The organism is Caulobacter sp. SLTY (genome assembly GCF_009905535.1).
GTDB lineage: Bacteria > Pseudomonadota > Alphaproteobacteria > Caulobacterales > Caulobacteraceae > Caulobacter.
Genome location: NZ_JAAALA010000010.1, coordinates 104,445 through 126,455, shown reverse-complemented (window position 1 = coordinate 126,455; position 22,011 = coordinate 104,445). Strand labels below are relative to the sequence as shown.

General features: G+C 69.2%; 26 protein-coding genes. 12 read left to right on the top strand and 14 right to left on the bottom strand.

The genetic code is table 11. The features are described from left to right. From GVN21_RS08110 to GVN21_RS08065, 10 genes are all read right to left on the bottom strand, one after another. Positions 1-1,234 (bottom strand): trypsin-like peptidase domain-containing protein (locus GVN21_RS08110; protein WP_166574218.1); only part of this gene is annotated, 1,234 nt, incomplete at its 3' end. 154 nt (positions 1,235-1,388) lie between these two features. Then, positions 1,389-1,835: a cytochrome c-type biogenesis protein gene (locus GVN21_RS08105; RefSeq protein WP_166574217.1), complete on the bottom strand. Its 447-nt coding sequence runs from the start codon at positions 1,833-1,835 to the stop codon at positions 1,389-1,391. Further along, positions 1,832-3,805 (bottom strand): heme lyase CcmF/NrfE family subunit, encoded by a 1,974-nt coding sequence (locus tag GVN21_RS08100; RefSeq protein ID WP_166574216.1) that lies wholly within the window; start codon positions 3,803-3,805, stop codon positions 1,832-1,834. The genes GVN21_RS08105 and GVN21_RS08100 overlap by 4 nt, the downstream gene beginning before the upstream one ends. Further along, positions 3,802-4,305, bottom strand: coding sequence for a cytochrome c maturation protein CcmE (gene ccmE / locus GVN21_RS08095; RefSeq protein WP_166574215.1), 504 nt, complete (start codon positions 4,303-4,305; stop codon positions 3,802-3,804). The genes GVN21_RS08100 and ccmE overlap by 4 nt, the downstream gene beginning before the upstream one ends. Then, positions 4,302-5,372 carry a c-type cytochrome biogenesis protein CcmI gene (gene ccmI, locus GVN21_RS08090; protein WP_166574214.1) on the bottom strand — a complete coding sequence of 357 codons (1,071 nt, stop codon included), beginning with the start codon at positions 5,370-5,372 and terminating at the stop codon, positions 4,302-4,304. The genes ccmE and ccmI overlap by 4 nt, the downstream gene beginning before the upstream one ends. A 72-nt stretch (positions 5,373-5,444) precedes the next feature. Then, entirely contained in the window at positions 5,445-6,746 is a 1,302-nt protein-coding gene (locus GVN21_RS08085; protein WP_166574213.1) for a hypothetical protein, read from the bottom strand. An 80-nt stretch (positions 6,747-6,826) separates the two neighbouring features. After that, on the bottom strand, positions 6,827-8,164 hold the full coding sequence (locus GVN21_RS08080) for a sensor histidine kinase (protein WP_166574226.1): 1,338 nt from the start codon (positions 8,162-8,164) through the stop codon (positions 6,827-6,829). A 62-nt stretch (positions 8,165-8,226) separates the two neighbouring features. Further along, on the bottom strand, positions 8,227-8,904 hold the full coding sequence (locus GVN21_RS08075) for a response regulator transcription factor (protein WP_166574212.1): 678 nt from the start codon (positions 8,902-8,904) through the stop codon (positions 8,227-8,229). Positions 8,905-8,913: 9 nt separating this feature from the next. Next, entirely contained in the window at positions 8,914-9,270 is a 357-nt protein-coding gene (locus GVN21_RS08070; RefSeq protein ID WP_166574211.1) for a hypothetical protein, read from the bottom strand. A gap of 132 nt (positions 9,271-9,402) precedes the next feature. Further along, positions 9,403-10,311: a DnaJ C-terminal domain-containing protein gene (locus GVN21_RS08065; RefSeq protein WP_166574210.1), complete on the bottom strand. Its 909-nt coding sequence runs from the start codon at positions 10,309-10,311 to the stop codon at positions 9,403-9,405. 125 nt (positions 10,312-10,436) lie between these two features. Between GVN21_RS08065 and GVN21_RS08060 the strand changes: the two genes are divergently transcribed. The 7 genes from GVN21_RS08060 to GVN21_RS08030 all read left to right on the top strand — a co-directional run bounded on the left by GVN21_RS08060 (position 10,437) and on the right by GVN21_RS08030 (position 15,430). Further along, positions 10,437-10,823, top strand: coding sequence for a GntR family transcriptional regulator (locus GVN21_RS08060; protein WP_166574209.1), 387 nt, complete (start codon positions 10,437-10,439; stop codon positions 10,821-10,823). Next, positions 10,820-11,752: an ABC transporter ATP-binding protein gene (locus GVN21_RS08055; protein ID WP_166574208.1), complete on the top strand. Its 933-nt coding sequence runs from the start codon at positions 10,820-10,822 to the stop codon at positions 11,750-11,752. The genes GVN21_RS08060 and GVN21_RS08055 overlap by 4 nt, the downstream gene beginning before the upstream one ends. A gap of 3 nt (positions 11,753-11,755) precedes the next feature. Further along, entirely contained in the window at positions 11,756-12,634 is an 879-nt protein-coding gene (locus GVN21_RS08050) for a hypothetical protein (RefSeq protein WP_166574207.1), read from the top strand. Continuing rightward, the gene (locus GVN21_RS08045; protein ID WP_166574206.1) at positions 12,634-13,248 is read left to right on the top strand and encodes a DedA family protein; all 615 of its coding nucleotides are present in this window, start codon (positions 12,634-12,636) and stop codon (positions 13,246-13,248) included. Before GVN21_RS08050 ends, GVN21_RS08045 begins: the two co-directional genes overlap by 1 nt. Positions 13,249-13,441: 193 nt before the next feature. Beyond that, entirely contained in the window at positions 13,442-14,359 is a 918-nt protein-coding gene (locus tag GVN21_RS08040) for a retropepsin-like aspartic protease (RefSeq protein WP_166574205.1), read from the top strand. Between the two features lie 48 nt (positions 14,360-14,407). Continuing rightward, entirely contained in the window at positions 14,408-14,878 is a 471-nt protein-coding gene (locus GVN21_RS08035; protein WP_346764228.1) for a DUF1801 domain-containing protein, read from the top strand. A gap of 120 nt (positions 14,879-14,998) precedes the next feature. After that, complete coding sequence (locus GVN21_RS08030) at positions 14,999-15,430, top strand: hypothetical protein (protein WP_166574204.1); 432 nt, start codon at positions 14,999-15,001, stop codon at positions 15,428-15,430. A 67-nt stretch (positions 15,431-15,497) separates the two neighbouring features. Here GVN21_RS08030 and GVN21_RS08025 read toward each other — a convergent pair whose 3' ends face one another. After that, positions 15,498-16,130: a glutathione S-transferase gene (locus GVN21_RS08025; protein WP_166574203.1), complete on the bottom strand. Its 633-nt coding sequence runs from the start codon at positions 16,128-16,130 to the stop codon at positions 15,498-15,500. Positions 16,131-16,285: 155 nt separating this feature from the next. Here GVN21_RS08025 and GVN21_RS08020 point away from each other — a divergent pair, with 155 nt between their 5' ends. After that, the gene (locus GVN21_RS08020) at positions 16,286-17,317 is read left to right on the top strand and encodes an alpha/beta hydrolase (protein WP_205689984.1); all 1,032 of its coding nucleotides are present in this window, start codon (positions 16,286-16,288) and stop codon (positions 17,315-17,317) included. Between the two features lie 33 nt (positions 17,318-17,350). Here the strand turns inward: GVN21_RS08020 and GVN21_RS08015 are convergent, their stop codons facing one another. Then, positions 17,351-17,836, bottom strand: a complete 486-nt coding sequence (locus GVN21_RS08015) for a hypothetical protein (RefSeq protein WP_166574202.1) — start codon at positions 17,834-17,836, stop codon at positions 17,351-17,353. A gap of 239 nt (positions 17,837-18,075) precedes the next feature. Between GVN21_RS08015 and GVN21_RS08010 the strand changes: the two genes are divergently transcribed. The 4 genes from GVN21_RS08010 to GVN21_RS07995 all read left to right on the top strand — a co-directional run bounded on the left by GVN21_RS08010 (position 18,076) and on the right by GVN21_RS07995 (position 20,713). Beyond that, positions 18,076-18,468: a hypothetical protein gene (locus GVN21_RS08010; protein WP_166574201.1), complete on the top strand. Its 393-nt coding sequence runs from the start codon at positions 18,076-18,078 to the stop codon at positions 18,466-18,468. 220 nt (positions 18,469-18,688) lie between these two features. After that, positions 18,689-19,093: a hypothetical protein gene (locus GVN21_RS08005; RefSeq protein WP_166574200.1), complete on the top strand. Its 405-nt coding sequence runs from the start codon at positions 18,689-18,691 to the stop codon at positions 19,091-19,093. 13 nt (positions 19,094-19,106) lie between these two features. Next, the gene (locus GVN21_RS08000) at positions 19,107-19,472 is read left to right on the top strand and encodes a YciI family protein (protein WP_166574199.1); all 366 of its coding nucleotides are present in this window, start codon (positions 19,107-19,109) and stop codon (positions 19,470-19,472) included. Further along, on the top strand, positions 19,469-20,713 hold the full coding sequence (locus GVN21_RS07995) for a DUF6596 domain-containing protein (RefSeq protein WP_166574198.1): 1,245 nt from the start codon (positions 19,469-19,471) through the stop codon (positions 20,711-20,713). The genes GVN21_RS08000 and GVN21_RS07995 overlap by 4 nt, the downstream gene beginning before the upstream one ends. Positions 20,714-20,725: 12 nt before the next feature. Here the strand turns inward: GVN21_RS07995 and GVN21_RS07990 are convergent, their stop codons facing one another. After that, positions 20,726-21,457 (bottom strand): hypothetical protein, encoded by a 732-nt coding sequence (locus GVN21_RS07990; RefSeq protein ID WP_166574197.1) that lies wholly within the window; start codon positions 21,455-21,457, stop codon positions 20,726-20,728. Positions 21,458-21,524: 67 nt separating this feature from the next. After that, a complete protein-coding gene (locus GVN21_RS07985; RefSeq protein ID WP_166574196.1) occupies positions 21,525-22,004 on the bottom strand; it encodes a YcgN family cysteine cluster protein in 480 nt (159 codons plus the stop codon). Between the last annotated feature and the right edge of the window lie 7 nt (positions 22,005-22,011).

The window sequence follows — 22,011 nt, the reverse complement described above, 5'->3', positions numbered from 1 at the left end:
TGGCGCCGGGCTTGGCCGGGGCGGTCGGGGCGGTGGGCTGCGACAGCTCCGCCAGTTCGCGAACCGATGGGCGGGTGCCGGAGCGGATCTCGACCGTCTGCTTGCGACCGCCACGGAGGACTTCCAGCTTCAGCAGGCCGCCGGGAGGCGCCTTGGCGACTTCGCGGGTCAGTGCGGTGGAGGAGGTCACCTCGTTGCCGTTCACGGCCACCACGATGTCATCCAGCCGCAGGCCGCCCTTGGCGGCCGGGCCGCCAGGGGTCAGGTCCTGCACCCGAGCCGCCTTGATCGGCCCCAGGCCCAGAGCCTCGCCCATGTCGGGGGTGAAGTTCTGGATGGTTGCGCCGATGTAGCCGCGGGTCACCTTGCCGTTGGAGATCAGCTGCTTGGTGACGCTGTCGGCGAGGTCGGCCGGAATGGCGAAGCCGATGCCCACCGAGCCGCCGGTCGGCGAGAAGATCGCCGAGTTCACGCCGATCACCCGTCCATAGACGTCGAAGGTCGGGCCGCCGCTGTTTCCGCGGTTGATCGGCGCGTCGACCTGGATGAAGTCGACGAACGGACCATCGTTGATGTCGCGCTTCAGGGCCGAGACAATGCCCGCCGTCGCGGTGCCGCCCAGGCCGAAGGGATTGCCGACAGTGATGACCCAGTCGCCGACGCGCGGCTTGGCGTCATCCTCGAAGTTGACGAAGGCGAAGTCCTTGCCCTCGACCTTGAGCACGGCCAGGTCGGTGCCGTCGTCCGAGCCCACCAGCTTGGCGGGAAGTTCGCGACCGTCCTTGAGGGTGACCTTGATCTCGTCGGCGCCCTCGACGACGTGGTTGTTGGTCACCAAGTAGCCATCGGCCGAAATGAAGAAGCCCGAGCCCGAGGAGGCCTGGCGCTGCTGACCGCCGCCGCCCTGGCCCTCGCCGCCGTCCTCCTCTTCGCCCTCTTCCGGAGGACCCAGGTTGAAGGGCAGGCCGGGGATGCCGCGCAGGGTCGAGGGATCGACCTTCGATTTCACGTCGATGGAGACCACGGCCGGAGACACCTTCTCGAAGATGTCGGCGAACGACATCGGCGCACCAGGCGGCGGGGCGAAGTTGACCTTGGTCGCCTGGATGCCGCTAGCCAGCTGCGGCGCCTCGGCGCCGGGCGCCATGCGCATGCCCACGCCGGCCACGGCCGCGGTGGCGACGCCGATCCCAGCGATCGCGCCAACAACAAATCCGGACTTTCTAGGTGCCATCGTCTGTTCGGTTCCTGTGGCCGGGCCAACCGGCGTTCTCTCGTCCAAGTTAGAAGCGTTGCCGTGTTACGCAATGCCGCTCAAGTTATCTTTGCGTCATGAGCGGAGTGTTTGTTACGGCCAGATCGCGGCGGCTTGGTGTCAATCTCGCCGGTTAGGCGTCATCCGTACGCGTCAAACGGGCCAAGGCCGCCTCCTCCTCGGGCGAAAGCGCTTCAGGCGTCGCTCGGTTGCGCAAACGCATCATGAGCAGGACACCGCCGATCAGCAGCACCAGGAAGGGCGCCGTCCAGAGGGCCAGGTTGGCGCCCGAGAGGCTGGGGCGGAACAGCACGTATTCGCCGTAGCGGTCGGTCAGGAAGTCTTTGACCTGCACGTCGCTGCGGCCGGCGGCGATCTGCTCGCGGATCACCAGGCGGACGTCCTTGGCGAAGTCGGCGGTGGAATCGTCGATCGCCTCGTTCTGGCAGATCAGGCAGCGGACCTCCTTGAACAGCGCCCGCGCCCGCGCCTCCTGCGCCGGGTCGGCCAGCCGTTCGGACGGATCGGAGGCGGCGGCGATACAGGCCAGGGCGGCCAGGGCAATCAGCAGCCGCTTCATGCCGCCGCCTCCTTCGACCGGCGTCCGACGCCCAGCCGCAGCCGCCGGTCCGAAAGCGAGATGGCGCCGCCAAGCGCCATCAGCATAGGGCCGATGAAGATCAGCTGGACCCAGGGGTTGAAGTAGCCGCGCACCAGCCAGCCGGGGTCGCCGTTCGGAAGGGCGCGACGCTCACCAAGGGTGACATAGACCTGATCGAGGCCGCGGTAGCAGATTGCCACCTCCTGGGTGGTCTGGCCGCCGGCCGGATAGAAGCGCCGCTCGGGCAGGGCCTCGCAGACAGTGCGGCCGCCCTTGCGCACGGTCAGTGTCGCCCGTTCGGCCAGGTAATTGGGGCCATCGACCACCCCGACCTTGTCGAGGGTCAGCTCATAGCCGCCCAGGGTGACGGATCGGCCGGGGGCCATGATCTCGGCCAACTCCAGCTTCCAGCTGGTCTCGAAACAGGCGCCGAGGATGAAGACCCCGACGCCCGCATGGGCCAGGCTGGAGCCCCAGGCGCCGCGCGGCAAGCCGCCCAGCCGGCGCAGGGTCTCGGCCATCGGCACGCGGAAGGCCCGCACCCGATCGGTGATCTCGACCACGGCGCCGGCGATCAGCCAGAAGCCGAGCGCCAGGCCGGCGCTGGCCAGGGCCTTGCGCGGGCTGACCAGCATCAGGGCCAGGAAGCCGGCCCCCACGGCAATCAGGGCAGCGATCCATAGCCGCTGGGCGGCGCCGAGCGCATCGCCGCGTTTCCAGGCCAGCATCGGGCCGAAGGGCAGGATCAGCAGACCCAAGGCCATGATCGGGTTGAACACCAGATTGAAGAAGGGCGGGCCTACGGACGGGGTCGGCAGATCCAGCGCCTCGCAGATCAGTGGCCAGAGGGTGCCGAACAGCACCGCCGTGGCGGCGGCGGTCAGGACGATGTTATTGACCACGATGGCGCTCTCGCGGCTGACCGGGGCGAACAGGCCGCCCGGGGTCAGGCTGGGCGCACGCCAGGCGAACAGGGCAAAGCCGGCGCCAGAGGCAAGGCCGAGGATGCCGAGCAGCAGCAGGCCCCGGGTCGGATCGACCGCGAAGGCGTGGACGCTCGTCAGGACGCCTGAGCGGACCAGGAAGGCGCCCAGCATTGAGAAGGTGAAGGCGGCCAGGGCCAGAAACAGGGTCCAGCCGGGCAATGCCCCACGCTTCTCGGTGACAACGGCAGAGTGCAGCAGGGCCGCGCCCATCAGCCAGGGCATGAAGCTGGCGTTCTCCACCGGGTCCCAGAACCACCAGCCGCCCCAGCCGAGCTCATAATAGGCCCAGAAGGATCCAAGGGTGATGCCGACTGTCAGGAAGCTCCAGGCCGCGAGGGTCCAGGGTCTCACCCAGCGGGCCCAGGCGGCGTCGATGCGGCCACCGATCAGGGCGGCGACCGCCAGGCTGAAGACCACGGAGAAGCCGACATAGCCCAGGTAGAGCATAGGCGGATGGATCGCGAGCGCCGGGTCCTGCAGTAGCGGGTTGAGCGAGGCGCCCTCGACCGGCGGGGCGATAATGCGCTCCAAAGGGTTCGAGGCGAAGACGGTGTAGCCGAGGAACAGCACGCCCAGCGCGCCCTGGACCGCCAGGGTCCGGGCCTTGAGGTCGCGCGGCAGGTCGCGGCCGAAAGCGGCGATGGCGGACCCGAACGCCGTCAGGGCCAGGCACCAGAGCACCATCGAGCCCTCATGGTTCCCCCAGGCGCCGGCCACCCGATACAGCAGCGGCTTGGCCGTATGAGAGTTGGCCGCCACGTTGGAAACCGAGAAGTCGCTGGTGACGAAGGCGTGGATCAGCGCCGCGAAGGCCAGGCCCACCATGGCCATGGCCCCGAACGCCGCTCCCTCGCCGGCGCCGGCCAGCACGGGACGGTTGGCCCCGGCGCCGGACAGGGCAATCTGGGCGATCGACAGGACGAAGGCGAGGATCAGGCAGAAGGCGCCCAGTTCAGCGATCATGAGCCCTGCTGTCTCGGTACTTTGGGCATGTCGTGGTCGGGCCGCTGGCCCTCGCCGCGCCACTCGCCCTGTTCCTTGAGGGCCTTGGAGACCTCGCGCGGCATGTATTTCTCGTCGTGCTTGGCCAGCACCCGCTTGGCGACGAAGACGCCGTCATCCCGCAGAGAACCTTCGGCCACCACGCCCTGACCCTCGCGGAACAGGCTGGTGACTTCACCGTCGTAGATCACCGTCATGCCGGCCTGGTTATCGACCACCCGGAAGGTCATGTTGCGGCCGTCAGCCACCTTCAGGCTGCCCACCTCGACCATGCCGCCGAGTTGGAAGGTCTTGCCGGGCCGGAGCGGCGCCTCGGCCACCTGGCCGGGTGTCAGGAAGAGGGAGATATTCTCGCGCAGGCCATAGAGGGTCAGCCCGACCGCCAGGGCCAGGACCGGGGCCGCGGCCAGCACGATGGTCAGCCGACGGCGGGCCTTGTGGGACTTGGGCCAGAAGCTCATTGCGGCCTTTCCGAAGCGGTTTCCAGGGTGCGCAGCACGTCCGGACGATCCTTGAACAGGTTGCGGGCCCGCGCCAGCGCCGCGTCGCGCCTGGCCGTGTCACCGAGCACCGTGTAGGCGCGGACCAGCCGCGCCCAACCCTCGGGGTCGTCAGGTTCGGCTTCCAGCCGGGCGGCGAGACCATCGACCATACCCTGGATGGCGCCGGACATGTCCTCTTCCTGGCCGCCGCCTTCGAGGCGGGCGATCTCCGACGCCAGGTTGGCGCGGTTGGGATCGTCGGCCGGCAGGTCGGCGAGGAGGCCCTTCAGTCCGACCAGACCCTCCGCCTTGCGCCCGTCGGCGATGGCGGCCTGGGCCAGATAGTAGCGGGGCGAGGCCGCCTTGGGATCGAGCCGGTTGGCGTCGGCAAAGGCGCGGCGGGCGTCAGCGGCGATCTCGCCGCCGGACACGGCCACGAAGGCCTCGCCCAGGGCGCTCAGCAAGGCGGGATCGTTCGGCCGCAAGCTGACAGCCCGGCGCAGGGCGTTGGCGGCGCCGAAGGGGTCGTTGGCCTGGATCCGGGCGGCGGCGAGCATGCGCAGCAGTTCCGGATCGTTCGGCTTGTCCTTGGCCACCTCAGACAGCACGGCGGCGATCTGGGGCGGGCTCAGGGACGCGGGATCGGCTTCGCGCCATAGGGCGATGCGGCCGTCCATCGGGCTGTCTGCCATGCCGGGCGAGCCGATGGCCAGGTAGAGTGCGACGGCCAGCACCGGCGCGCCGACGGCGGCGATCAGGGCGAGGGGTTTGCCGCCCGTACGGATGGCGGCCGGCGCCTGTTCGGCGCTGGTCAGAAGCCGGCGGCCGGCCTCGGCGCGAGCCTGGGCCTGCTCCTCGGGGGCCAACAGGCCGCGCGACACCAACTCATCGATCTCCGCCAGCTGGCGGCGATGCACCGTGACGCCGGGATCCTCAGAGGAAACGTCGGCCGACTGCCGCGCCCGCGCCAGCACAGCCAGGGCGGCGGCCAGCGACAGGGCGACCGCGAAGCTCCAGAACAGGAATTGGGCCCAGAAGGCGCTCATGGCCGCGCTGTTAGCCGATATCGATACCCGACGCGAGGCGGCAAAGAGGTCCTACGTAGACTCCCTTAGGTCTCAAGCCGCCGCCAGACGGCGGCGGACGATCTGGCCGGCCTTTTCGTCCTTGGCCAGGGAGAGGATGTCGGCTGCGGCTTCGAGGAAGGCGCGGGTGCGGCCGGGGTTGTCGTCTTCGTCCGAGCGCAGGTGTTCCAGCAGGTCTTCGACATAGGGGTCGATGTGCTTTTCGATCGACTCCAGGATCCGGGCGCGGGTGGAGCCGAAACCGCCGGTGTCGGCGCTGGAACGAACCTCTTCGGCGAAGGCCAGCAGGCTGAGCGCCTTTCGGATGGCAGCCAGATCCGGATCGCCGACCAGCTTGGGCGCCGATCGGATCAGCCGGGCGCTGTAGCGCAGCGCCTGCACCGGCAGGGCCTGGCCGACGGCGTTCTCGATCTCCTTCAGTCGGCCTTCCACCGACAGGGCAAGGCTGCGCTTCTGCTGGGCCAGGCGCTTGCCCCACTCGCCCTCCTTGGAGAGGTTGATGCCTTCGTCCAGTTCAGCGATGGCCTGGGCGGCGCGATGCACGGCGCGGCCGGCGGCGCGGCCCGCCTCCTCACCTCCCGAAGTGTCGAAGTTGCGCACCTCGGCAAGGTGGGCGTCGATGCCATCGAGCAGGCGAACGCCGAACGGCGCCAACTCCGAGCCTGCGAAGTAGCGCTCGCTGGGCCTGTCCATCACCGCCGAAATGATGCGCAGGATTCGGTCCGGGTCTGGCAGCCGCGAGGCCAGCATGGAGAAGAACAGCGGCCCGTCATCCGGCGAGAGGGCGACGCTGTCGCGATAGGCCACGCGGACGGCGGCGCGACGCTCCTGGTCCATGCGGGCCAGCCAGTCGCCGAGGTGCGGCAGACAGCGGCGTACGATTGGCGCCAGGTTCAGGGCGGCGATCAGGCGCTCGGCCTGGTCCCCATCGATGCCCGCCAAGCCGCCGGCTTGAAGATCGGCCACCGCCAGAGCGCAGACGGCGTCGTAGAGGGTCGGGTCGATGGCGTCGGGGTCATAGGCCTGGGCCGAGGCCGCCGCCATGGTCACCGCAACCGGATGGGCGGTCTTCAGATGCGTCCAGAGGCGGGGGAGTACGGCCGGCGGCCATTGAGCGAGCGGACCGTGAAAAAGGCCGACAATCGGCGCCAGGACCGTATCGCGCACGCCGCGATCGCGGCTTTCACGCTCGACCAGCGCCCAGACCGTTCCGAGCGGGCCGTCGCGGACGGTCTCATCGCCAAGGGCCTGTTCGAGCTTGCGCAGCACGCCGTCGGGCGCGCCGTCGATCAGCATCCTGAGCAGTCCAGCCTTGGCCGGGGAAAGCCCGTCCATCACGTCCGCCTGAAACCCGCCCGATTGGCGACCCTGTCAGATTGTGCGCAACCTGGTTAACGAAGGCCGAAACGGTGATTTCAGGTCTCTGCCCGCGGCAATTTGACCACAACCTTCAGACCGCCCATCACGGCGTCATCCAGGGCGACCTCGCCGCCATAGGCGCGCGACAACTCATCGACGATGGCCAGGCCAAGGCCCGAGCCCGGCGCACTCTCGTCGAGCCGGGCTCCGCGCTTCAGCACCTCGCCCCGCCGCTCGGCCGGCAGGCCCGGCCCGTCGTCCTCAACCGTGATGCTCAGCCAGTCGACGTCCAGCGGCTCGGCGGTGACCTTGATCCGTCGTTTGCACCAGATGCCGGCGTTCTCGAGGATGTTTCCGACGACCTCCTGCAGGTCCTGGCGCTCGCCGCGAAAACAAAGATCGTCGGGCGCGCGCCAGTCGATGGTCACGCCCTTGCTCTGGAAGATCCGCTCCATGGTGATGCTGAGTTCGTCCAGCACCTGGGATACGTCGGTGCGTTCGCCGATGGTCTGGGCGCGGGCGGCGGCCCGGGCGCGGCGCAAATGGTGCTCGACATGGGACTGCATGGCGGCGGCCTGCCGCTCGACCACGTCGGAGAGATCGCCCGGAGTCTGGCGCGCCTCGGTCAACATCACCGCCAGCGGTGTCTTGAGGGCGTGAGCCAGGTTGCCGACGTGGGTACGCTGGCGCTCGACAACGTCCTGGTTATGGGCCACCAGGGCGTTCAGCTCGCCCGCCAGGGGGGATAGTTCGGCGGGATAGACGCCGACCAGCCGCTCGGCCTTGCCACGCCTGACCAGCGCCACCTCGCGGCGCAGGCCGAACAGGGGCGCCAGGCCGACGCGAACCTGCAGATACACCGCCAGTATCAGCCCGCCGCCCAGCACCACCAGGGCGCCCACGATGATGTAGACGAACCGCTCCGCCGCCTGGTCGATGCTCTCGCGGTTCTCGGCGGCCATGAACAGCACCGGCGCGGTCCGCCCCGGCACGGTGGCCAGCTGGGCGGCGGCGTGCAGCGGCTTGCCGCGCGGATCGACGGTGTCGAAAAAGACCGACTTGCCGGGCGTGGCGCGGGCCTGGGCGACCACCGCCGCCGGCGCGGCAAGCGTGCTGTCCCAAAGGGAGCGGGAGCGGACGAGGGGCGAGGTAGTGTCCTCGGCCGTCACCCCGGCGATCTGCCAGTAGAAGCCGCTGAACGGGCGATAGGCCCGCACGTCGGTCATCGGCGGGGCGTAGAGTTGTCCGCCATCGACGGTGGTCTCGGCCTGCAGGCCCAGGATGGACTCCTCGAGACCGGCCTCGAAGCGCTGGACGGCGGCCTCGCGGAACAGGTGGTTGAGGCCGAAGCCGGCCAGCACCAGCATGCCGATGCTCCACACCCCGGCCAGCATGACCAGCCGCAGGACCAGGGAGGAGCGCCGCAGCCGCTGGAACCACAGGCGCGGCCGGCGGCTCACGCCTCGGTCTCGCCCTCGAGCGCCATGATGCGATAGCCGAGCCCGCGCACGGTCTCGATGCGGTCGGGGCCGATCTTCTTGCGCACCCGGCCGATGAACACCTCGATGGTGTTGGAGTCGCGGTCGAAGTCCTGGTCGTACAGGTGCTCGACCAGCTCGGTGCGGCTGATCACCCGGCCCTGGTGCAGCATCATGTAGTGCAGCAGCCGGTATTCCAGCGAGGTGAGGCGCAGCGGCTCCCCGTTGACGCTGGCGCGGGCGGCGCGCGGATCGAGCCGCAGGCCGCCGCAGGACAGGTTCGGCGAGGCATGGCCGGCCGAGCGGCGGACCAGGGCACGCAGGCGGGCCAGCAGTTCCTCGGTATGGAACGGCTTGGTCAGGTAGTCGTCGGCGCCGGCGTCGAACCCGGCGACCTTCTGGCTCCAGTTGTCGCGGGCGGTGAGGATCAGCACCGGGGTGGCGACGTTCTCACGCCGCCAGCGCTCCAGCACCGAAACTCCGTCCATCTTCGGCAGGCCAAGGTCCAGCACCACCGCGTCATAGGGCTCGGTCTCGCCCAGGAAGTGGCCTTCCTCGCCATCCGGGGCGTGGTCGACCGCATAGCCGGCGTCACTGAGCGCCAGCTTCAGCTGGCGCGACAGGTCGGGATCGTCTTCGACGAGCAGAATTCGCATGGAGACTCCCTAGAACTGGCCGGTGGCCGCGTCGACCATGTAGTCCTGATGGCGACCGCCGGGGAAGCGCAGGCGCATCCAGTAGTACTTGCGCCCGCCCTGGTACCTCGGATCGGCGTTGACATACTGCCCGCCGGTGCGGTTCTCGACCATGCTGATCAGTTGGGTCAGCGGGATCTCCCGCTCCTGGCGGCCGCCGTAGTCACCGCCACGGTCGTTGCCGCCGCGCTGACCCCGGTCGGGTTTGCTGCGTTGTTGCTGCTGTTCATCGCGGTCCTTCTTGCCCTGGCGACCTTGAGCATCCGCCGCGACGGGGATCGCGGCGGTGATCATGGCGGCTGCAAAGAGGGCGAGAACGCGTTTCATGCCCTTCCTCTAGGCGTGGCGGCCTGAATGCCGGCTGAATGAACCCGTTATGCTCGGGCGACGATACTCTGTCATCGGTGCGCCCGCGCGACGCGATATCAACGGCGCTTGCTGCTCAAGTCCAGCGCGGACTTAGCGTTTCTTGGGCGTATAGGGGCGTTTGGCCTTCCATTCCTGGGCAAACTGCTCGAGTTCGGGGCCGGCGATGTCCGGCAGGGTAACCACCAGCCGCGCCACCAGATCGCCCCGCTTGCCCTTGGCGTCGATAAAGCCCCGGCCCTTGAGTCGCAGCTGCTGGCCGCTGTTGGAACCCTTGGGCACCGTCAGGGCGACGATGCCGTCCGGCGTCGGGGCCTCGACCTTGCCGCCCAGGACCGCGTCGGGGACGGTGATCGGCACGTCCATGATCAGGGTGTCGCCCTCGCGCCGATAGATCGGGTGGTTGCGGATGTTGAGCTCGATCAGCGCATCGCCCGCCCCGCCCCGACCTTGGGCACCCTGGCCCTTGAGCCGCAGCACCTGGCCGTCCTGCGCGCCCTTCGGGATCGTCAGGTCCAGGGTGCGGCCATCGGAAAAGGCGATCCGCTTCTTGGCCCCGCGAATGGCGTCTTCCAAGTCGATATCCAGCCGGGTGCGCAGATCCTGGCCCTTGGTGGAGAAGCCGCCGAAGCCGCGCGGGCCGCCTTGGCCGCGTTGACCGAACACGTCGCCGAAGATGTCGGCGGGGTCGAAGCCCTCCGCCCCGCCACGCGGCGACCAGCCGCCGCCGCCGGCGTTGCCGCCGAAGCCGCCGCGTCCGCCGAACGGGCTCTGTTCGCGCCCCTCGGCGTCGATCTCGCCCCGGTCGAACTTTTTGCGTTTCTCCTCGTCGCCCAGAATGTCGAAGGCGCCGGAGACGCGCTTGAACTTCTCCTCGGCGGTCTTGTCACCGGGGTTGGCGTCGGGATGATATTGTTTAGCCAGCTTGCGAAACGCCTTGCGGATATCATCCGCCCCCGCGCTGCGGGAAACGCCCAGCTCCAGATAGGGGTCGCGCGCCAAGGAATCCTCTTTCGGCTAAGGCCAAGGCCCCTACCTAAGCCAACATGCCGCCCGCGCAAGCGGTTGACAGTCGCACAACGTCAATCCTAGTGTACTGGTCAACCGATACACTAAGTCTCTCGCCCGTGCATTTCGCAATCGACACCGCCGACGCCAGACCGATCTACGTCCAGATCATGGACGAGGTGCGGCGCGCCCTGGTGATGGGGGCGCTACGGCCGGAGGACCCCCTGCCCTCGGTGCGGCAGCTGGCCGCCGACCTGCGGCTCAACCCCAACACCGTGGCCCAGGCCTATCGCGAGCTGGAGCGGGACGGGATCGTCTATGTCCGCCGGGGCCAGGGAACCTTCATCGCCGACCGCGCCACTCCGGACGCCGAGCGCGCCGCCCTCATCGCCGAGGTCGCCCGCCGCGCCCTCGTCGACGCCCACCGACACGGCCTCAGCGCCGACGATCTCATCCAGGCCATCCGCGACGCGGCGGCCGCAGACGCCAAGACGGCCGCCGAATGACCCACGCCGCCCCCCTGCCCCATAGTATCGCATCCCCGACCGGTGACCTGGCCGTCGCCACCGAGGGCCTAGTCAAGCGCTACGGCAAGGACACCGCGCTGGGCGGCATCAACCTGGCCGCGCCCGAGGGCGGGGTCTATCTGCTGGCCGGCGAGAACGGGGCCGGCAAGAGCACCCTGCTGCGCATCCTGATGAACCTGGTGCGGCCCGATGGCGGGTCGACCCGGGTGTTCGGGCTCGATCCCCAGCGCCAGGGGCCGCAGGTGCGGGCCGAAGTCGGCTACATTCCCGAGACGCACCAGCCGGCCTATCGCTGGATGACGGTGGGGCGGCTGCTGGACCATCACGCCGCCTACTATCCGGCCTGGGACCAGCCCCACGCCGACCGGCTCTGCCGCCAGCTCAGCCTGCGCCCCGACGCCAAGCTGGGCAGCCTGTCCAAGGGCCAGGCGCGGCGCGCGCAGCTGGTCTGCGCCCTGGCCCGGCGCCCGCGCCTGCTGCTGCTCGACGAGCCGACCGACGGGCTGGATCCGGTGGCCCGCGACGAGGTGCTGGGCCTGTTGTCCGACCATCTGGCCGACACCGGCGGGACCATCCTGATTTCCACCCACCTGATCTATGAGGTCGATCGGCTGGCCGACCACATCGGAGTACTGCGCGGCGGCGCCCTGCTGGCCCAGCTGCCCCGCGAGGACCTGCATCGCCGACTGAAGCTCTACCGCGCCGACGGTCCGGAGGGCTGGGTCGGCCCGGCCAATCTGCAGGGGGTGATCAAGCGCGCCGCCCTGGGCCGAGAGATCCGCTGGACCGTCTGGGGCGAGGAGGCCGAGGTCGCCACCCGCATCGCCGATTCCGGCGGCGTCGTCCGCGACGTCGCGTCCCTGACCCTCGACGATGCGGTCGTCGCCCTGATGCGCGCCAAGGACTGAGTGATGCAGACCGCTCCCCCCTCCCCCGCCCCGCTGCCCGGCTTCGCGGCCGTGTTCGGCGAGCAGCTGAGCGTCATCGGCCGCTCGCTACGGCTGGAGGCCATGATTCTGGGCGCCGCGTTCGCGCTCCTGACGGCGCTCACCCTGTACGAGCTTTCGCGCGGGTCGATGAAGCCGGACTTCCCGCTCGACGCCGCCTTCCTGCTGGCCACTACCGCCTTCGTCATGCCCTACGCCGTCTGGCGCGACGAAAAGCTGTTCAGCCACCAACATTTCGCCATCCTGCCGGTCGACCGGCGGCGCCACATCGCCATCAAGACCCTGGCCGGCGCGGTCTGGCTGGGTGGCGCGGTCGCGTGGATCATGCTGTGGCTGGCGATGATCGGGGTGATCGCCGGAAGCGACCTGGGGATCGATCGCTATCTGGTCAGCGGCCAGATCGGCCCCAAGGGCGAGATTTCGCCCGACCAGCTCAGGATGGTTCGCTGGGCGCCGGAAACCTGGAACTGGATCTCCGCCTTCACCACCGCTGGCGTTTTCTACCTGCTGGGGACCGCCTTCGAGCTTGGCGTGCGCTACAAGCTGCGCTGGCTGGCCGTGCCGCTGGTCTTCTTCCTGCTGCTGGCGATCAACCCCCTCGGCGTGACCCAGCAACTGGCCGAGACGACGATCGAGCTGCTGTTGGTCAGCCCCCTGGGCCTCGACAATGCGCTAAGCGGCGGCGCCGAGACTCTCGACCGGCTGGTTCTCGTCGGCGGCAAAGAAACGACCGCCTGGACGGGCCTGCCCTCTATGGAAAATTGGCTGCGAGCCACCACCTTCTGGCTGGTGCTGTCGGGGGGCCTGTTCTGGTTGGCCGCGTCGCGCCATAAGGAAGCATGATGGAACACCTGGCCGACGATTTGCGCCAATTCATTATCGACAACCGGATGTGGGCCGGGCCAATCCTCGGCCTGATCACCTTCGGCGAATCGATGGTGGTGATCGGCGCCTTCTTCCCCGCCACGGCCCTGATGCTGATCGCCGGCGGCATGGCCGCGACCGGCATCCTGGACCCGTGGTCGGTCGTGCTGTGGTGCGTCGCCGGAGCCGTAGCGGGGGACGCTGTCTCCTATTGGCTGGGCCGCAAGGCCGGCCCCCGCGCCTGGCGCCACCCGGTGATGCGCAAGCGGCGCAAGATGGCGGCCCGAGCCCGCCTCTTCTTCCGCCGCTTCGGCACGGCCTCGATCTTTCTGTGCCGCTTCATGGGGCCGGTGCGGGCCTTCGTGCCCCTGATCGCCGGCATGACCGCCATGCCGCAGGTCCGCTTCCAGCTGGCCAACGTCGGCTCGGCGCTGATCTGGGTGCCGGTGATGCTGGCCCCGGGTTACCTGGCCGGCAAGGGCCTGCAGACGCCCAGCTCCGGCACCTGGTTCTGGGCGACCCTGGCCGTGGTCGCCCTGGCGGTCATCGCGGTCATGGGCAGGAAGCTGCTGCGGATGAACCGGTCCAGCTGACGGGCCGGGCGACGTCCCGACCCATTTGAGTCATCAGCGGGGTCGCGTTTCCGACGATCTCCGGCAGCATCCGCTCGACCTCTGGCGCAGACGTGGTTCTGTCGACCGCCCGATACCTTTCCGGCCGGCGCGGGCCGGCGACCGGCCGTTTCACCTTGATTTCGCCTCTGGCCTCTGGCCAGCCTCTCGGCCCGTGATCTCCCGCCGCAGCCTCTTCACCAATCTCGCCGTGCTCGGCCTCGTCGGCGGCGGGCTGTGGTGGTCCAAGGACCATGTCTTTCTGCCGCCGCCCAAGCCCCGGTTCGCCGATCCGGCCGGCGGGGGCTGGCTGCCGATGGTCGGGTCGCGGTCGGGCCTGGCGGTCATTCCGGTCGGGCTGGGCGGGCGAGTGGTCCAGGCCCTGGTCGACAGCGGGGCGCAGTACAGCGCCATCGACAGGGGGTTCGCCGAACGGTTGGGCCTGGAACATGCCCTTGGCCCGCCGATCATGGCCATGGGGGTCGGCGGAACCACCCATGTCGCCCCCCGTATCCCCCTGGCGCTTGAGGCCGGCGGCGTCACCCTTCCCCGGGTGATGAGCGCCGCCCTGGACCTGGCGACCCTGTCGGTGGCGATGGAGGCGGAGACGCCGCTGATCCTGGGCTTCGACGTGCTGGCCAGCCTGGTCGCCGATATCGACTTTCCCGGACGCCGCCTGCGCTTCCTGCCCGCCGCTCCTGCCATGGCCGGCGTCCCGGCGCCCGTTCGCCGTCAGGGCCGGGCCCTGCTGGCGCAGGTCTTGGTCGAGGGCCGAAGCATAGAGCTGCTGGTCGATACCGGCTCGGGCGGGCACATCAGCCTGTCGGAAGCGGCGGCCCGCGACCTCGGCCTGCTCGACCGCCCCGCCCGCGCGGCCCGCAACCTGGTGCTGGGCGGCATCGCCTCCAGCCAGGTGATCGAGGTCGCCCATCTGGCCTTCGCCGGCGAGAGCTTCACCGATGTGCCCGTCCACCTGATCCAGCTACCCGCCGCGCCAGGGTTTCCCAAAGGCCTGCTGGGCGCCGAGACCCTGCGCCGATGGCGGGTGATCATGGACGCCGGCTCCGGCCGGATGACACTGATCGAACCCTGATCGTCGACCAGCCGGCGCCATATGTCGCCCGGCGCGGGAGCATCGACAGTGAAACGATCGACCCATGGCGATTCGGCCGAGCAAATCCCGGCGGCGGATGGCATGCTTCCAAGGGTGAGCCCCCTGTTCCGCTTCCCCGCCGCCGCCCGCCGCGACCCCGACGTCGAGGCTTGGTTCGGCTGCGGCGACAACGAGCCGCTGCGTCGCCTCGTGCTGCCCTGGTTCGAGGCCCTGCGCGCCGCCGACCCCGATGCGCGGGAGTTGATCCACGACGGTCGGCCCACCGCCTGCGCCGGCGACGCCGCCTTCGCCTATGTAGACGCTTTCAGCGGCCATGCCGCCATCGGCTTCTTTCAGGGCGCGGGCCTGCCCGATCCGGCCGGGCTGCTGGAAGGTGCGGGAAAGCAGATGCGGCATGTAAAGCTGCGTTGGGGCGAGGCGGTGAATGAAGCGGCGCTGCGGACGCTGATCTTGGCGGCGGGGCGGGACATGCGCTCGCGACTGGATCGAGGGGACTGACCCGGCGTCCCCGCACCCGGCCATCGGCGATCACCCCGCAAATGGGTATTCCGTCCAGCGGCCGCAGGCGCTCTTCTACAGACGTTCGGGGACTTCAGGTCACCGCCCTGGAGCGAAACGATGAGCATCCAACGAACCGCCATCCCCTGCCTCGGCGTCCTGGGCGTCGCCGTCGTGCTCGGCGCCTCGGCCCCGCCGAAGGCCGAGCCCGGGTTCGACTTCTGGGGTACGGGCAAGGGGGGGCGGTTCTACAACCGGCTGATCCTTGACTGCGAGACCTTCACCCATGCGTTCGGCCGCAACGCCGCCTGGGGACGTTGGGTCATGCCGCTGGACAAGGTCGAGTTCTCGGTCACGGCCGCCGGACCCGACGCCGACGCCCGACTTGAGATCCGCTGCCGCGCCGGCGTGCGCTGCATCAACAAGGGCCATCTGAGCCTGACCACCGACCAGATCAGCCAGCACAGCATTCCGTTCGACAAGGGCCGGGACGCTGAGCGGGTCGTCTCGAGGATCGATGAGACCCGCAAGAGCTGCAGCCGTCGTCGGTAAGCACCGGGCGTGGCCCGCGCCATCCACCAGGCCCTCTGAGCCGGTGGCCGCGCGGGCGCCTTCCGGGTCAGGCCGCCGGCGCCGGTGCGATAAGAGCGTCGTCGATCTCTTCGGCGCGCAGATTGGCGTGTCGCTGAAGGTGCGGCTCGACATAGGCCTCGAACGCCGGCCGCTTTTCGATCGTGCCGAAGTTCATGCCCCAGGACAGATGTGAGGCCAGGTAGAGGTCCGCGGCGGTGAAGCTGTCGCCGACCAGAAACCGGCGGCCTTTTACCGCCCCCTCGATGGCGTCCAGCACGTCCTCGACTGAGCCGAAGCCCAGCATGCGGCTCTGATCGGCCGTCGGCTCCAGGCTCATCGACTTTGCGGCCACCGCCTGCTCGATCGGCCCGGCCCCGAAGAACAGCCAGCGATAGTAGGGGCCGCGCAGCGGGCTTTTCGCCGGGGGCGCCAGACCGGCCTCGGGGAAGGCGTCGGCCAGGTAGGCGCAGATGGCGGCGCATTCGGTGACCACCACCCCGTCGTGAACGATCGCCGGCACCTTGCCCATGGGATTGATAGCCAGGTACTCGGGCGCCTTTGCGTCTCCGGTCTCCCAGTGCAGGATCCTGGTCTCGTAGGGCTGACCGACCTCTTCCAGCATCCAGCGGATGATGCGGCCGCGCGACATGGGGTTGGTGTAGAAGACGAGGTCGGACATGGCTGGCTCCTTTGTTGGCGACACCCTAGCCCATGCCTGCTGACAGCGACTGGCAGCAGCATGACACAGGGCCGCAGAGCCGATTTGCTGTAGTCTCCACGGTTCCGATCGGCGCGTTGAGCCGGCCGATTTCGTTTCACGACAGGAGCCATCGATTGTCGCGACGCCTCTCAGCCCTGCCTTGTCTCCTCCTGGCGCTGGCGGCCATCCTGGGCGCTTGCGATCAGGCCGGCGACGTCGTCGGCATGACGAGCAAGGTCCAGGCTTCAAGTGAACGGATCGAGGTTCCCAAGATCGAACGTGAGGGCGTCTGGCAGCCGGGTCCGGGTGGAACCCAGGTTCCGCTCTGGCCCGCCGGTGTCCCGCTTGCCAAGCCCGACAGCGGCGATCGTCCGGAGGCCACCGGCAATGGTTCGCCCCTCGTCGGAGGACGGCGGTGGCACTGGGCGACCTATGTCACTCGGCCGACCATGACCCTCTATCGGCCGAAGGGGCGGAACACCGGAGCCGCGATCCTGGTGCTGCCGGGCGGCGGCTTCCACGCCGTGGCCATGGACCTGGAAGGCACGGAGATTTGCGAGTGGGTCGTCCAGCAGGGGATGACCTGCGTGGTGCTGAAGTACCGCACGCCGCAGGTCTGGCCGAAGCGGAACGGACGGCAGCAGCGACCGGAGGTGTTGCTGGGGCTCGAAGACGGCCAGCGCGCCATGACCCTGCTGCGCCACCAGGCCCGGACCTACGGCATAGACCCAGGGAAAATCGGCGTGATCGGCTTTTCGGCGGGCGCCTATCTGGCCGCCGAGATGAGCAATACAGAGGCGAGGACCTATCCGCGGACCGACGCGGCGGACCAGCAGTCCTCGCGGCCGGACTTCGCGATCATCGCCTACACCGCCCGGATGCTGGACAGCAGCAAGGGGCGCAACAGCCTCCAACTGCAGCCTTGGGTGAAGATCAGCCCGAAGGCGCCGCCGACCCTCATCATCCACGCGATGGACGACTCCGTCGACGATATCCGACAGCCGATGGCCTATGCCCTGGCGCTCAACGACGCCGGCGTGCCGGTGGACATGCGCCTCTATGCGAAAGGCGGCCACGCCTTCGGGCTGCGGCCGACGGCCGATCCGGTCACGACGGACTGGCCGGAACAGGTGAGGACATGGCTGCTCGGCCTGGGGGTGCTGTGACCTCGGCGCCGGCCGCCCTCCCCTCGCCGCCTGTCAGTCGGGCGCCCCGTAGAGCGGCGTCATCTTCGGCCAGCCCGCCGGACCCTCCTGGTCCTCCGGAAGGAGGATGACGGCGCCGTAGCCGTCGGTGAAGGCCGCCGAGCCGTAGGGGACGTCGGCGCGCACCCCGCCGGCCTGGACGGTCGTGCGTTCATAGATCATGTCGATGAAGCGGCCGGTTTCGCGTTCCCCCGCGGCCTGGCGGTCGGCCCAGGCCTGGTTCATGGATGCATAGGAGTCCTGGCGCGCCCGGTGGGCTGCCTGCCCGGCGGCGGCCTGGGCGCGGAGCCGGGCCATGTTGTCGGCGTGAGTGGCGTTCATGCGCGAGCGCCAGTCGTCCACGGGTACAGGGTCCTGGCCGCCCTGGGGGGTCGTTGGACGGCCCTGGAAGGACAGATCGACGCCGCCCTGCGCGGTCGCCGCGCTGCCGACCCCGCCCGCCAGAGCCAAGAACAGACCGCCCAGTATCATGCGCTTCACACCAGGCCTCCCGGGAGTGTGGGTCGCGACTCGCGCCCCTTCATGGATACAGGCGGGAGATTCCCGGCTTTCGGGTCAAACGTCCGGAGTCGTCCTGGGACTGGCGGCGGCGCGACCACCCTCGTATCCCGCGATCCGACAAGCGGTCCTCTCACGCCAACTTGTAGCTGCGACGCCCTCCTTGCCGGCGCGCCCGGCCAACCTAGCTTTCCATTTACAGTGTAAGCGGGAGGTGTGGGATGCTGGAGGGTCTGCTGCGGGCCGCCTATGGCCTTAACATCCTGATCCTTTTGCCCGTGGTCGGCTCCATGCTGGTCGGCGCCAACGGGGCGGGTGTGCAGGCGTTCGAGCATAAGGTGGCCGACTCGCCGGGCTTGAGGTTGCTGGTCGCCAGCCTGTGGGGGGCGATCCTGGTCTGTTCGGCGCTGGGGCTGGCCTGGCCGCGCGCCTTCATCGGGGTGATGGTGCTGCAGGTCGTCTACAAGAGCGCCTACCTCCTGGTCTTCATCCTGCCCCTGATCCGGGCTCAGGGCTGGGGAGCGGCGCCGCAGGGTGTGACCCTCTCGTTCCTGCTGATCATCGCCCTGTGGCCCGGGCTGATCTGGGCGACGATCGTGGAGCGCGCGGCATGAGCCTGTCCTGTCCTGTCGTCTTCCTGGGCGGGGCGATGCTGATAGCCGTCCAAGGGTTGGCCTGAGGGGGACCGCCGAGATTTTTTCGGCCCGATGTCGAAACGGAGTTCGCGCGCGTGTCATCCCTTTGCAGGCGTTCCTGCCTGCCATCGAACGGGAGCTCATCATGCCATCACGACCCGCACCTCTGCAGCGATACGGCCCGGCCGTAATCGCGGCCATGAGCCTGCTGTGGAACGCCTACGGCATCGTCCAATTCGCCGGAACGGCCTTCGCTTCCCGGTCCGACCTGTTGGCCAAGGGCTATAGTCCGGCCCTGGCCGACCTCTACGTCTCGCTGCCGGCCTGGCTGACCGGCGCCTTCGCACTGGGGGTGTTCGGCGGAGCGGCCGGCTGTCTGTTGCTCTTGCTTCGGCGGCGGGAGGCGGTCGCGGTCCTGGCCGTGTCGTTGGCTGGCTATGTGACCCTGTTCCTGGGCGACCTGGCACTGGGCGTCTTCGCCCTGTTCGGGGCCGGCCAGGTGGTGGTGATCTCCGCCACCGTGATCATTGCGGGCGGACTTCTCGCGCTCGCCGTCTTCTCCCAACCCACCTCAGGGGCGGCCCCCGCGGCCAGCCAAGCCTGAAGGAGTCCACGTCATGCAGTACATGCTGATGCTGAACGAGACTGCCGAGGATTTCGCTCGGCGCGACAACCCGGAAGAGGCGCAGGCCTATTGGGGCGGCTGGAACGCCTTCATCGGGGCCATGGCCCAGGCGGGAATCATCGTGCGGGGAGACGGGCTGCTCGGACCGGCGACCGCCACCACCGTGCGACTGCGCGACGGCCAGCGGCTGGTCCAGGACGGTCCGTTCGCCGACGCCAAGGAGCAGTTGGGCGGCTATTTCGTCATTGAGGTGGCGGACCTGGACGCGGCTCTGGCCTGGGCGGCCAAGGCGCCCAGCGCCGCCAGCGCCTCGGTCGAGGTGCGGCCGGTCATGCCGCCGCCGGAGCCGGCCACTTGAGCCTGACCGCCGCCAGCGAGGCCGCTGAAAGGGCGGCCCGCACCTCCTTCGGCCGGCTGCTGGCCTATCTGGCTGCCGGTGCGAAGGATATCGCGGCGGCGGAGGACGCCCTGTCGGAGGCCTTCGCCTCGGCCTTGCGGGTCTGGCCGGTGAAGGGCGTACCGGACAACCCGGACGCCTGGCTGCTGACGGCGGCGCGGCGCAACATCCTGAACATGCGCCGCCATGCGGGCGTGAGGGACGGAGCGGCGCGGGAGATCGAGCGGCGCTATCAGGCCGCCGCGGCGGCCGCCGCCGGAGACGACGCCCTGCCCGACGAGCGGCTGAAGCTGCTGTTCGTCTGCGCCCACCCGGCGATAGATCCGGCGATCCGCACCCCCCTCATGCTGCAGACCGTGATGGGGCTGAGCGCCGAGCGGATCGGCGGCGCCTTTCTGAGCGCGCCGGCGGCCATGGGTCAGCGACTGTCGCGCGCGAAAGCCAAGATCCGGCTGGCCGGCCTGCCGTTCGAGACGCCGGACCGGTCGGACCTGCCTGACCGGCTGGAGGCGGTGCTGGGCGCGATCTATGCGGCGTTCGGCGTCGGTTGGGACGACATGCATGGGGCCGATGCACAGGGGGCGGGGCTGACCGGCGAGGCCATCTTCCTGGCCGAGCTGCTGGTTCAGCTGATGCCTCAAGAGGCTGAGACCAAGGGGCTGCTGGCGCTGATGCTCCATTGCGAGGCGCGACGCCCGGCCCGGCGCGACGTGGAGGGCCGGTTCATCCCGCTCGACCGACAGGACGCACGGCTGTGGTCGCGTGACCAGATCGTCAGGGCCGAGGGCCTGCTGGTCGAGGCCTCGCGGGCGGGGGTCTATGGCCGATATCAGTGCGAGGCGGCGATCCAGTCGGTGCACAGCCAGCGGGCGGTGACCGGAGTTCTGAACCATCAGGCCCTCTCCATGCTCTACGACCTGCTCGCCAGCCGCTCACCGACGGTCGGGGTGTTGGTGGCGAGGGCCGCCGCCATGGTTCAGGCAGGCGAGGCGCGCCGCGCACTGGCGGCGCTCGACCAGCTGGCCTTCGGGGCCCAGGTGGGCGACTACCAGCCCTACTGGGCGACACGAGCGCATGCTTTGGCGGCGTCGGGCCAGCGAGAAGAGGCGCGGCGGGCATTCACCCACGCCGCCGGTCTGGCGGCCGATCCGGCTGTGCGGGCCTACCTTCTGCAAAGAGGCGCGCCGCCCGTTTCCGGATGACGGGACGGAAGTCTAGTAGAGCGAGCCGAAGACATCCGCGAAGCTGGCGATCGCTCCCGCCACGGGCGCCTCCAGCGGGGTGCCGACGATCACCAGGCTCCCCCCCTCGAGCGCTACCGACACCCCGAGCCCGACCCACCAGGCGGGGTGGACAGAGCGGCGGGCAGCGAAGTCCCAGACGGCGCCTGCGATGATGAACAGCTTCGTGGTGGCCAGGGCGGCCGGCATGGCCCAGTCATGGAATCCGAAGGCGCCCACCCACAGCCGCCAGGTCGCCGCCGCGATCACCGTCGCGGCCGCCGAGATCATCAGGCGCTTGTGCCAGTCCGGCCGCGACCTGAGTAACAGGGCGGCGACGTAGAGCCCGAGGAAGACGACCAGCCCGGCGGCAATCGGCAGCCCGAAGGCCTTCCAGAAGGGTGGGCCAGACCCCTGCATGGCCGCCTGCACTCGCACGCCGATCACCAGAAAGCCGGTGAAGGCCATTGCGGCGACCAGCAGGATGCTGCTGAGGCCCAGCGCGCGATGAACACGGAAAAGGCGGGTCGCGAGGGCGGCCTGGACCGGCAGCAGCAGGCACCATGCGAGATAGATGACGCCGTGGGCGTGGACCGCCCAGGACACGGCCGGATAGGCCCCTGCGGCGAGCGGCCCAAGATAGGTCAGGGCGAAACCGGCGAAGGCGGTGAGCGAGATCGCCAAAGCCAGCGCCGGAAACTGCAGACGACCTTGTGCCAGCGACATCGCTAACTCCTGCCAAGGGGTCAGGATAACACAGGTCGGCGATCCGTCACTGGCTCCGCGATAGCGGTCAATCGGGATCGTAGGGCTCGTCGCCTCTGTCTTCGGTCAGATCCCAGGCTGCGAATTCCAGCGCATCCTCCGGGTCGGCCAGCGTGTCCTCGTTGATCGTCTGGCCGCGCACCGACACGCCGGCGCGGTGGACGCTTTCCGGATCGCCGGTGATCAGGGGGTGCCATTCGGGGAGGGTCTTGCCCTCGTTCAGGCGGCGATAGGCGCAGCTGGGCGGCATCCAGGGCAGGTCGTCGATATTGTGCGGGGTGAGCTTGACGCAGTCGGGGACGTGGGCGCGGCGGTTGGCGTAGTCGACGCAGGTGCAGCGGTCGGGGTCAAACAGGCGGCAATGCACGCGGGTCGGGATCACCTCGCCAGAGTCTTCATCCTCGAAGCGAACCAGGCAGCACAGACCACAGCCGTCGCATAGGCTCTCCCATTCCGCCACGGTCATCTGGCGGAGGCTCTTGTGTTCCCAGAAGGGTTTGCGCGGCATGGTCCTT

What these genes read in the sequence shown, in the direction of transcription:
- ccmI (WP_166574214.1), bottom strand. Translation starts at nt 5,372, where the DNA reads ATGAGCGCCTTCTGGGCCCAATTCCTGTTCTGGAGCTTCGCGGTCGCC.
- GVN21_RS08085 (WP_166574213.1), bottom strand. Translation starts at nt 6,746, where the DNA reads ATGGACGGGCTTTCCCCGGCCAAGGCTGGACTGCTCAGGATGCTGATC.
- GVN21_RS07985 (WP_166574196.1), bottom strand. Translation starts at nt 22,004, where the DNA reads ATGCCGCGCAAACCCTTCTGGGAACACAAGAGCCTCCGCCAGATGACC.
- GVN21_RS08005 (WP_166574200.1), top strand. Translation starts at nt 18,689, where the DNA reads ATGAGCCTGCTGTGGAACGCCTACGGCATCGTCCAATTCGCCGGAACG.
- GVN21_RS08010 (WP_166574201.1), top strand. Translation starts at nt 18,076, where the DNA reads ATGCTGGAGGGTCTGCTGCGGGCCGCCTATGGCCTTAACATCCTGATC.
- ccmE (WP_166574215.1), bottom strand. Translation starts at nt 4,305, where the DNA reads ATGAGCTTCTGGCCCAAGTCCCACAAGGCCCGCCGTCGGCTGACCATC.
- GVN21_RS08070 (WP_166574211.1), bottom strand. Translation starts at nt 9,270, where the DNA reads ATGAAACGCGTTCTCGCCCTCTTTGCAGCCGCCATGATCACCGCCGCG.
- GVN21_RS08055 (WP_166574208.1), top strand. Translation starts at nt 10,820, where the DNA reads ATGACCCACGCCGCCCCCCTGCCCCATAGTATCGCATCCCCGACCGGT.
- GVN21_RS07990 (WP_166574197.1), bottom strand. Translation starts at nt 21,457, where the DNA reads ATGTCGCTGGCACAAGGTCGTCTGCAGTTTCCGGCGCTGGCTTTGGCG.
- GVN21_RS08080 (WP_166574226.1), bottom strand. Translation starts at nt 8,164, where the DNA reads ATGCTGGCCGGGGTGTGGAGCATCGGCATGCTGGTGCTGGCCGGCTTC.
- GVN21_RS08045 (WP_166574206.1), top strand. Translation starts at nt 12,634, where the DNA reads ATGGAACACCTGGCCGACGATTTGCGCCAATTCATTATCGACAACCGG.
- GVN21_RS08100 (WP_166574216.1), bottom strand. Translation starts at nt 3,805, where the DNA reads ATGATCGCTGAACTGGGCGCCTTCTGCCTGATCCTCGCCTTCGTCCTG.
- GVN21_RS08000 (WP_166574199.1), top strand. Translation starts at nt 19,107, where the DNA reads ATGCAGTACATGCTGATGCTGAACGAGACTGCCGAGGATTTCGCTCGG.
- GVN21_RS08050 (WP_166574207.1), top strand. Translation starts at nt 11,756, where the DNA reads ATGCAGACCGCTCCCCCCTCCCCCGCCCCGCTGCCCGGCTTCGCGGCC.
- GVN21_RS08025 (WP_166574203.1), bottom strand. Translation starts at nt 16,130, where the DNA reads ATGTCCGACCTCGTCTTCTACACCAACCCCATGTCGCGCGGCCGCATC.
- GVN21_RS08105 (WP_166574217.1), bottom strand. Translation starts at nt 1,835, where the DNA reads ATGAAGCGGCTGCTGATTGCCCTGGCCGCCCTGGCCTGTATCGCCGCC.
- GVN21_RS08030 (WP_166574204.1), top strand. Translation starts at nt 14,999, where the DNA reads ATGAGCATCCAACGAACCGCCATCCCCTGCCTCGGCGTCCTGGGCGTC.
- GVN21_RS08075 (WP_166574212.1), bottom strand. Translation starts at nt 8,904, where the DNA reads ATGCGAATTCTGCTCGTCGAAGACGATCCCGACCTGTCGCGCCAGCTG.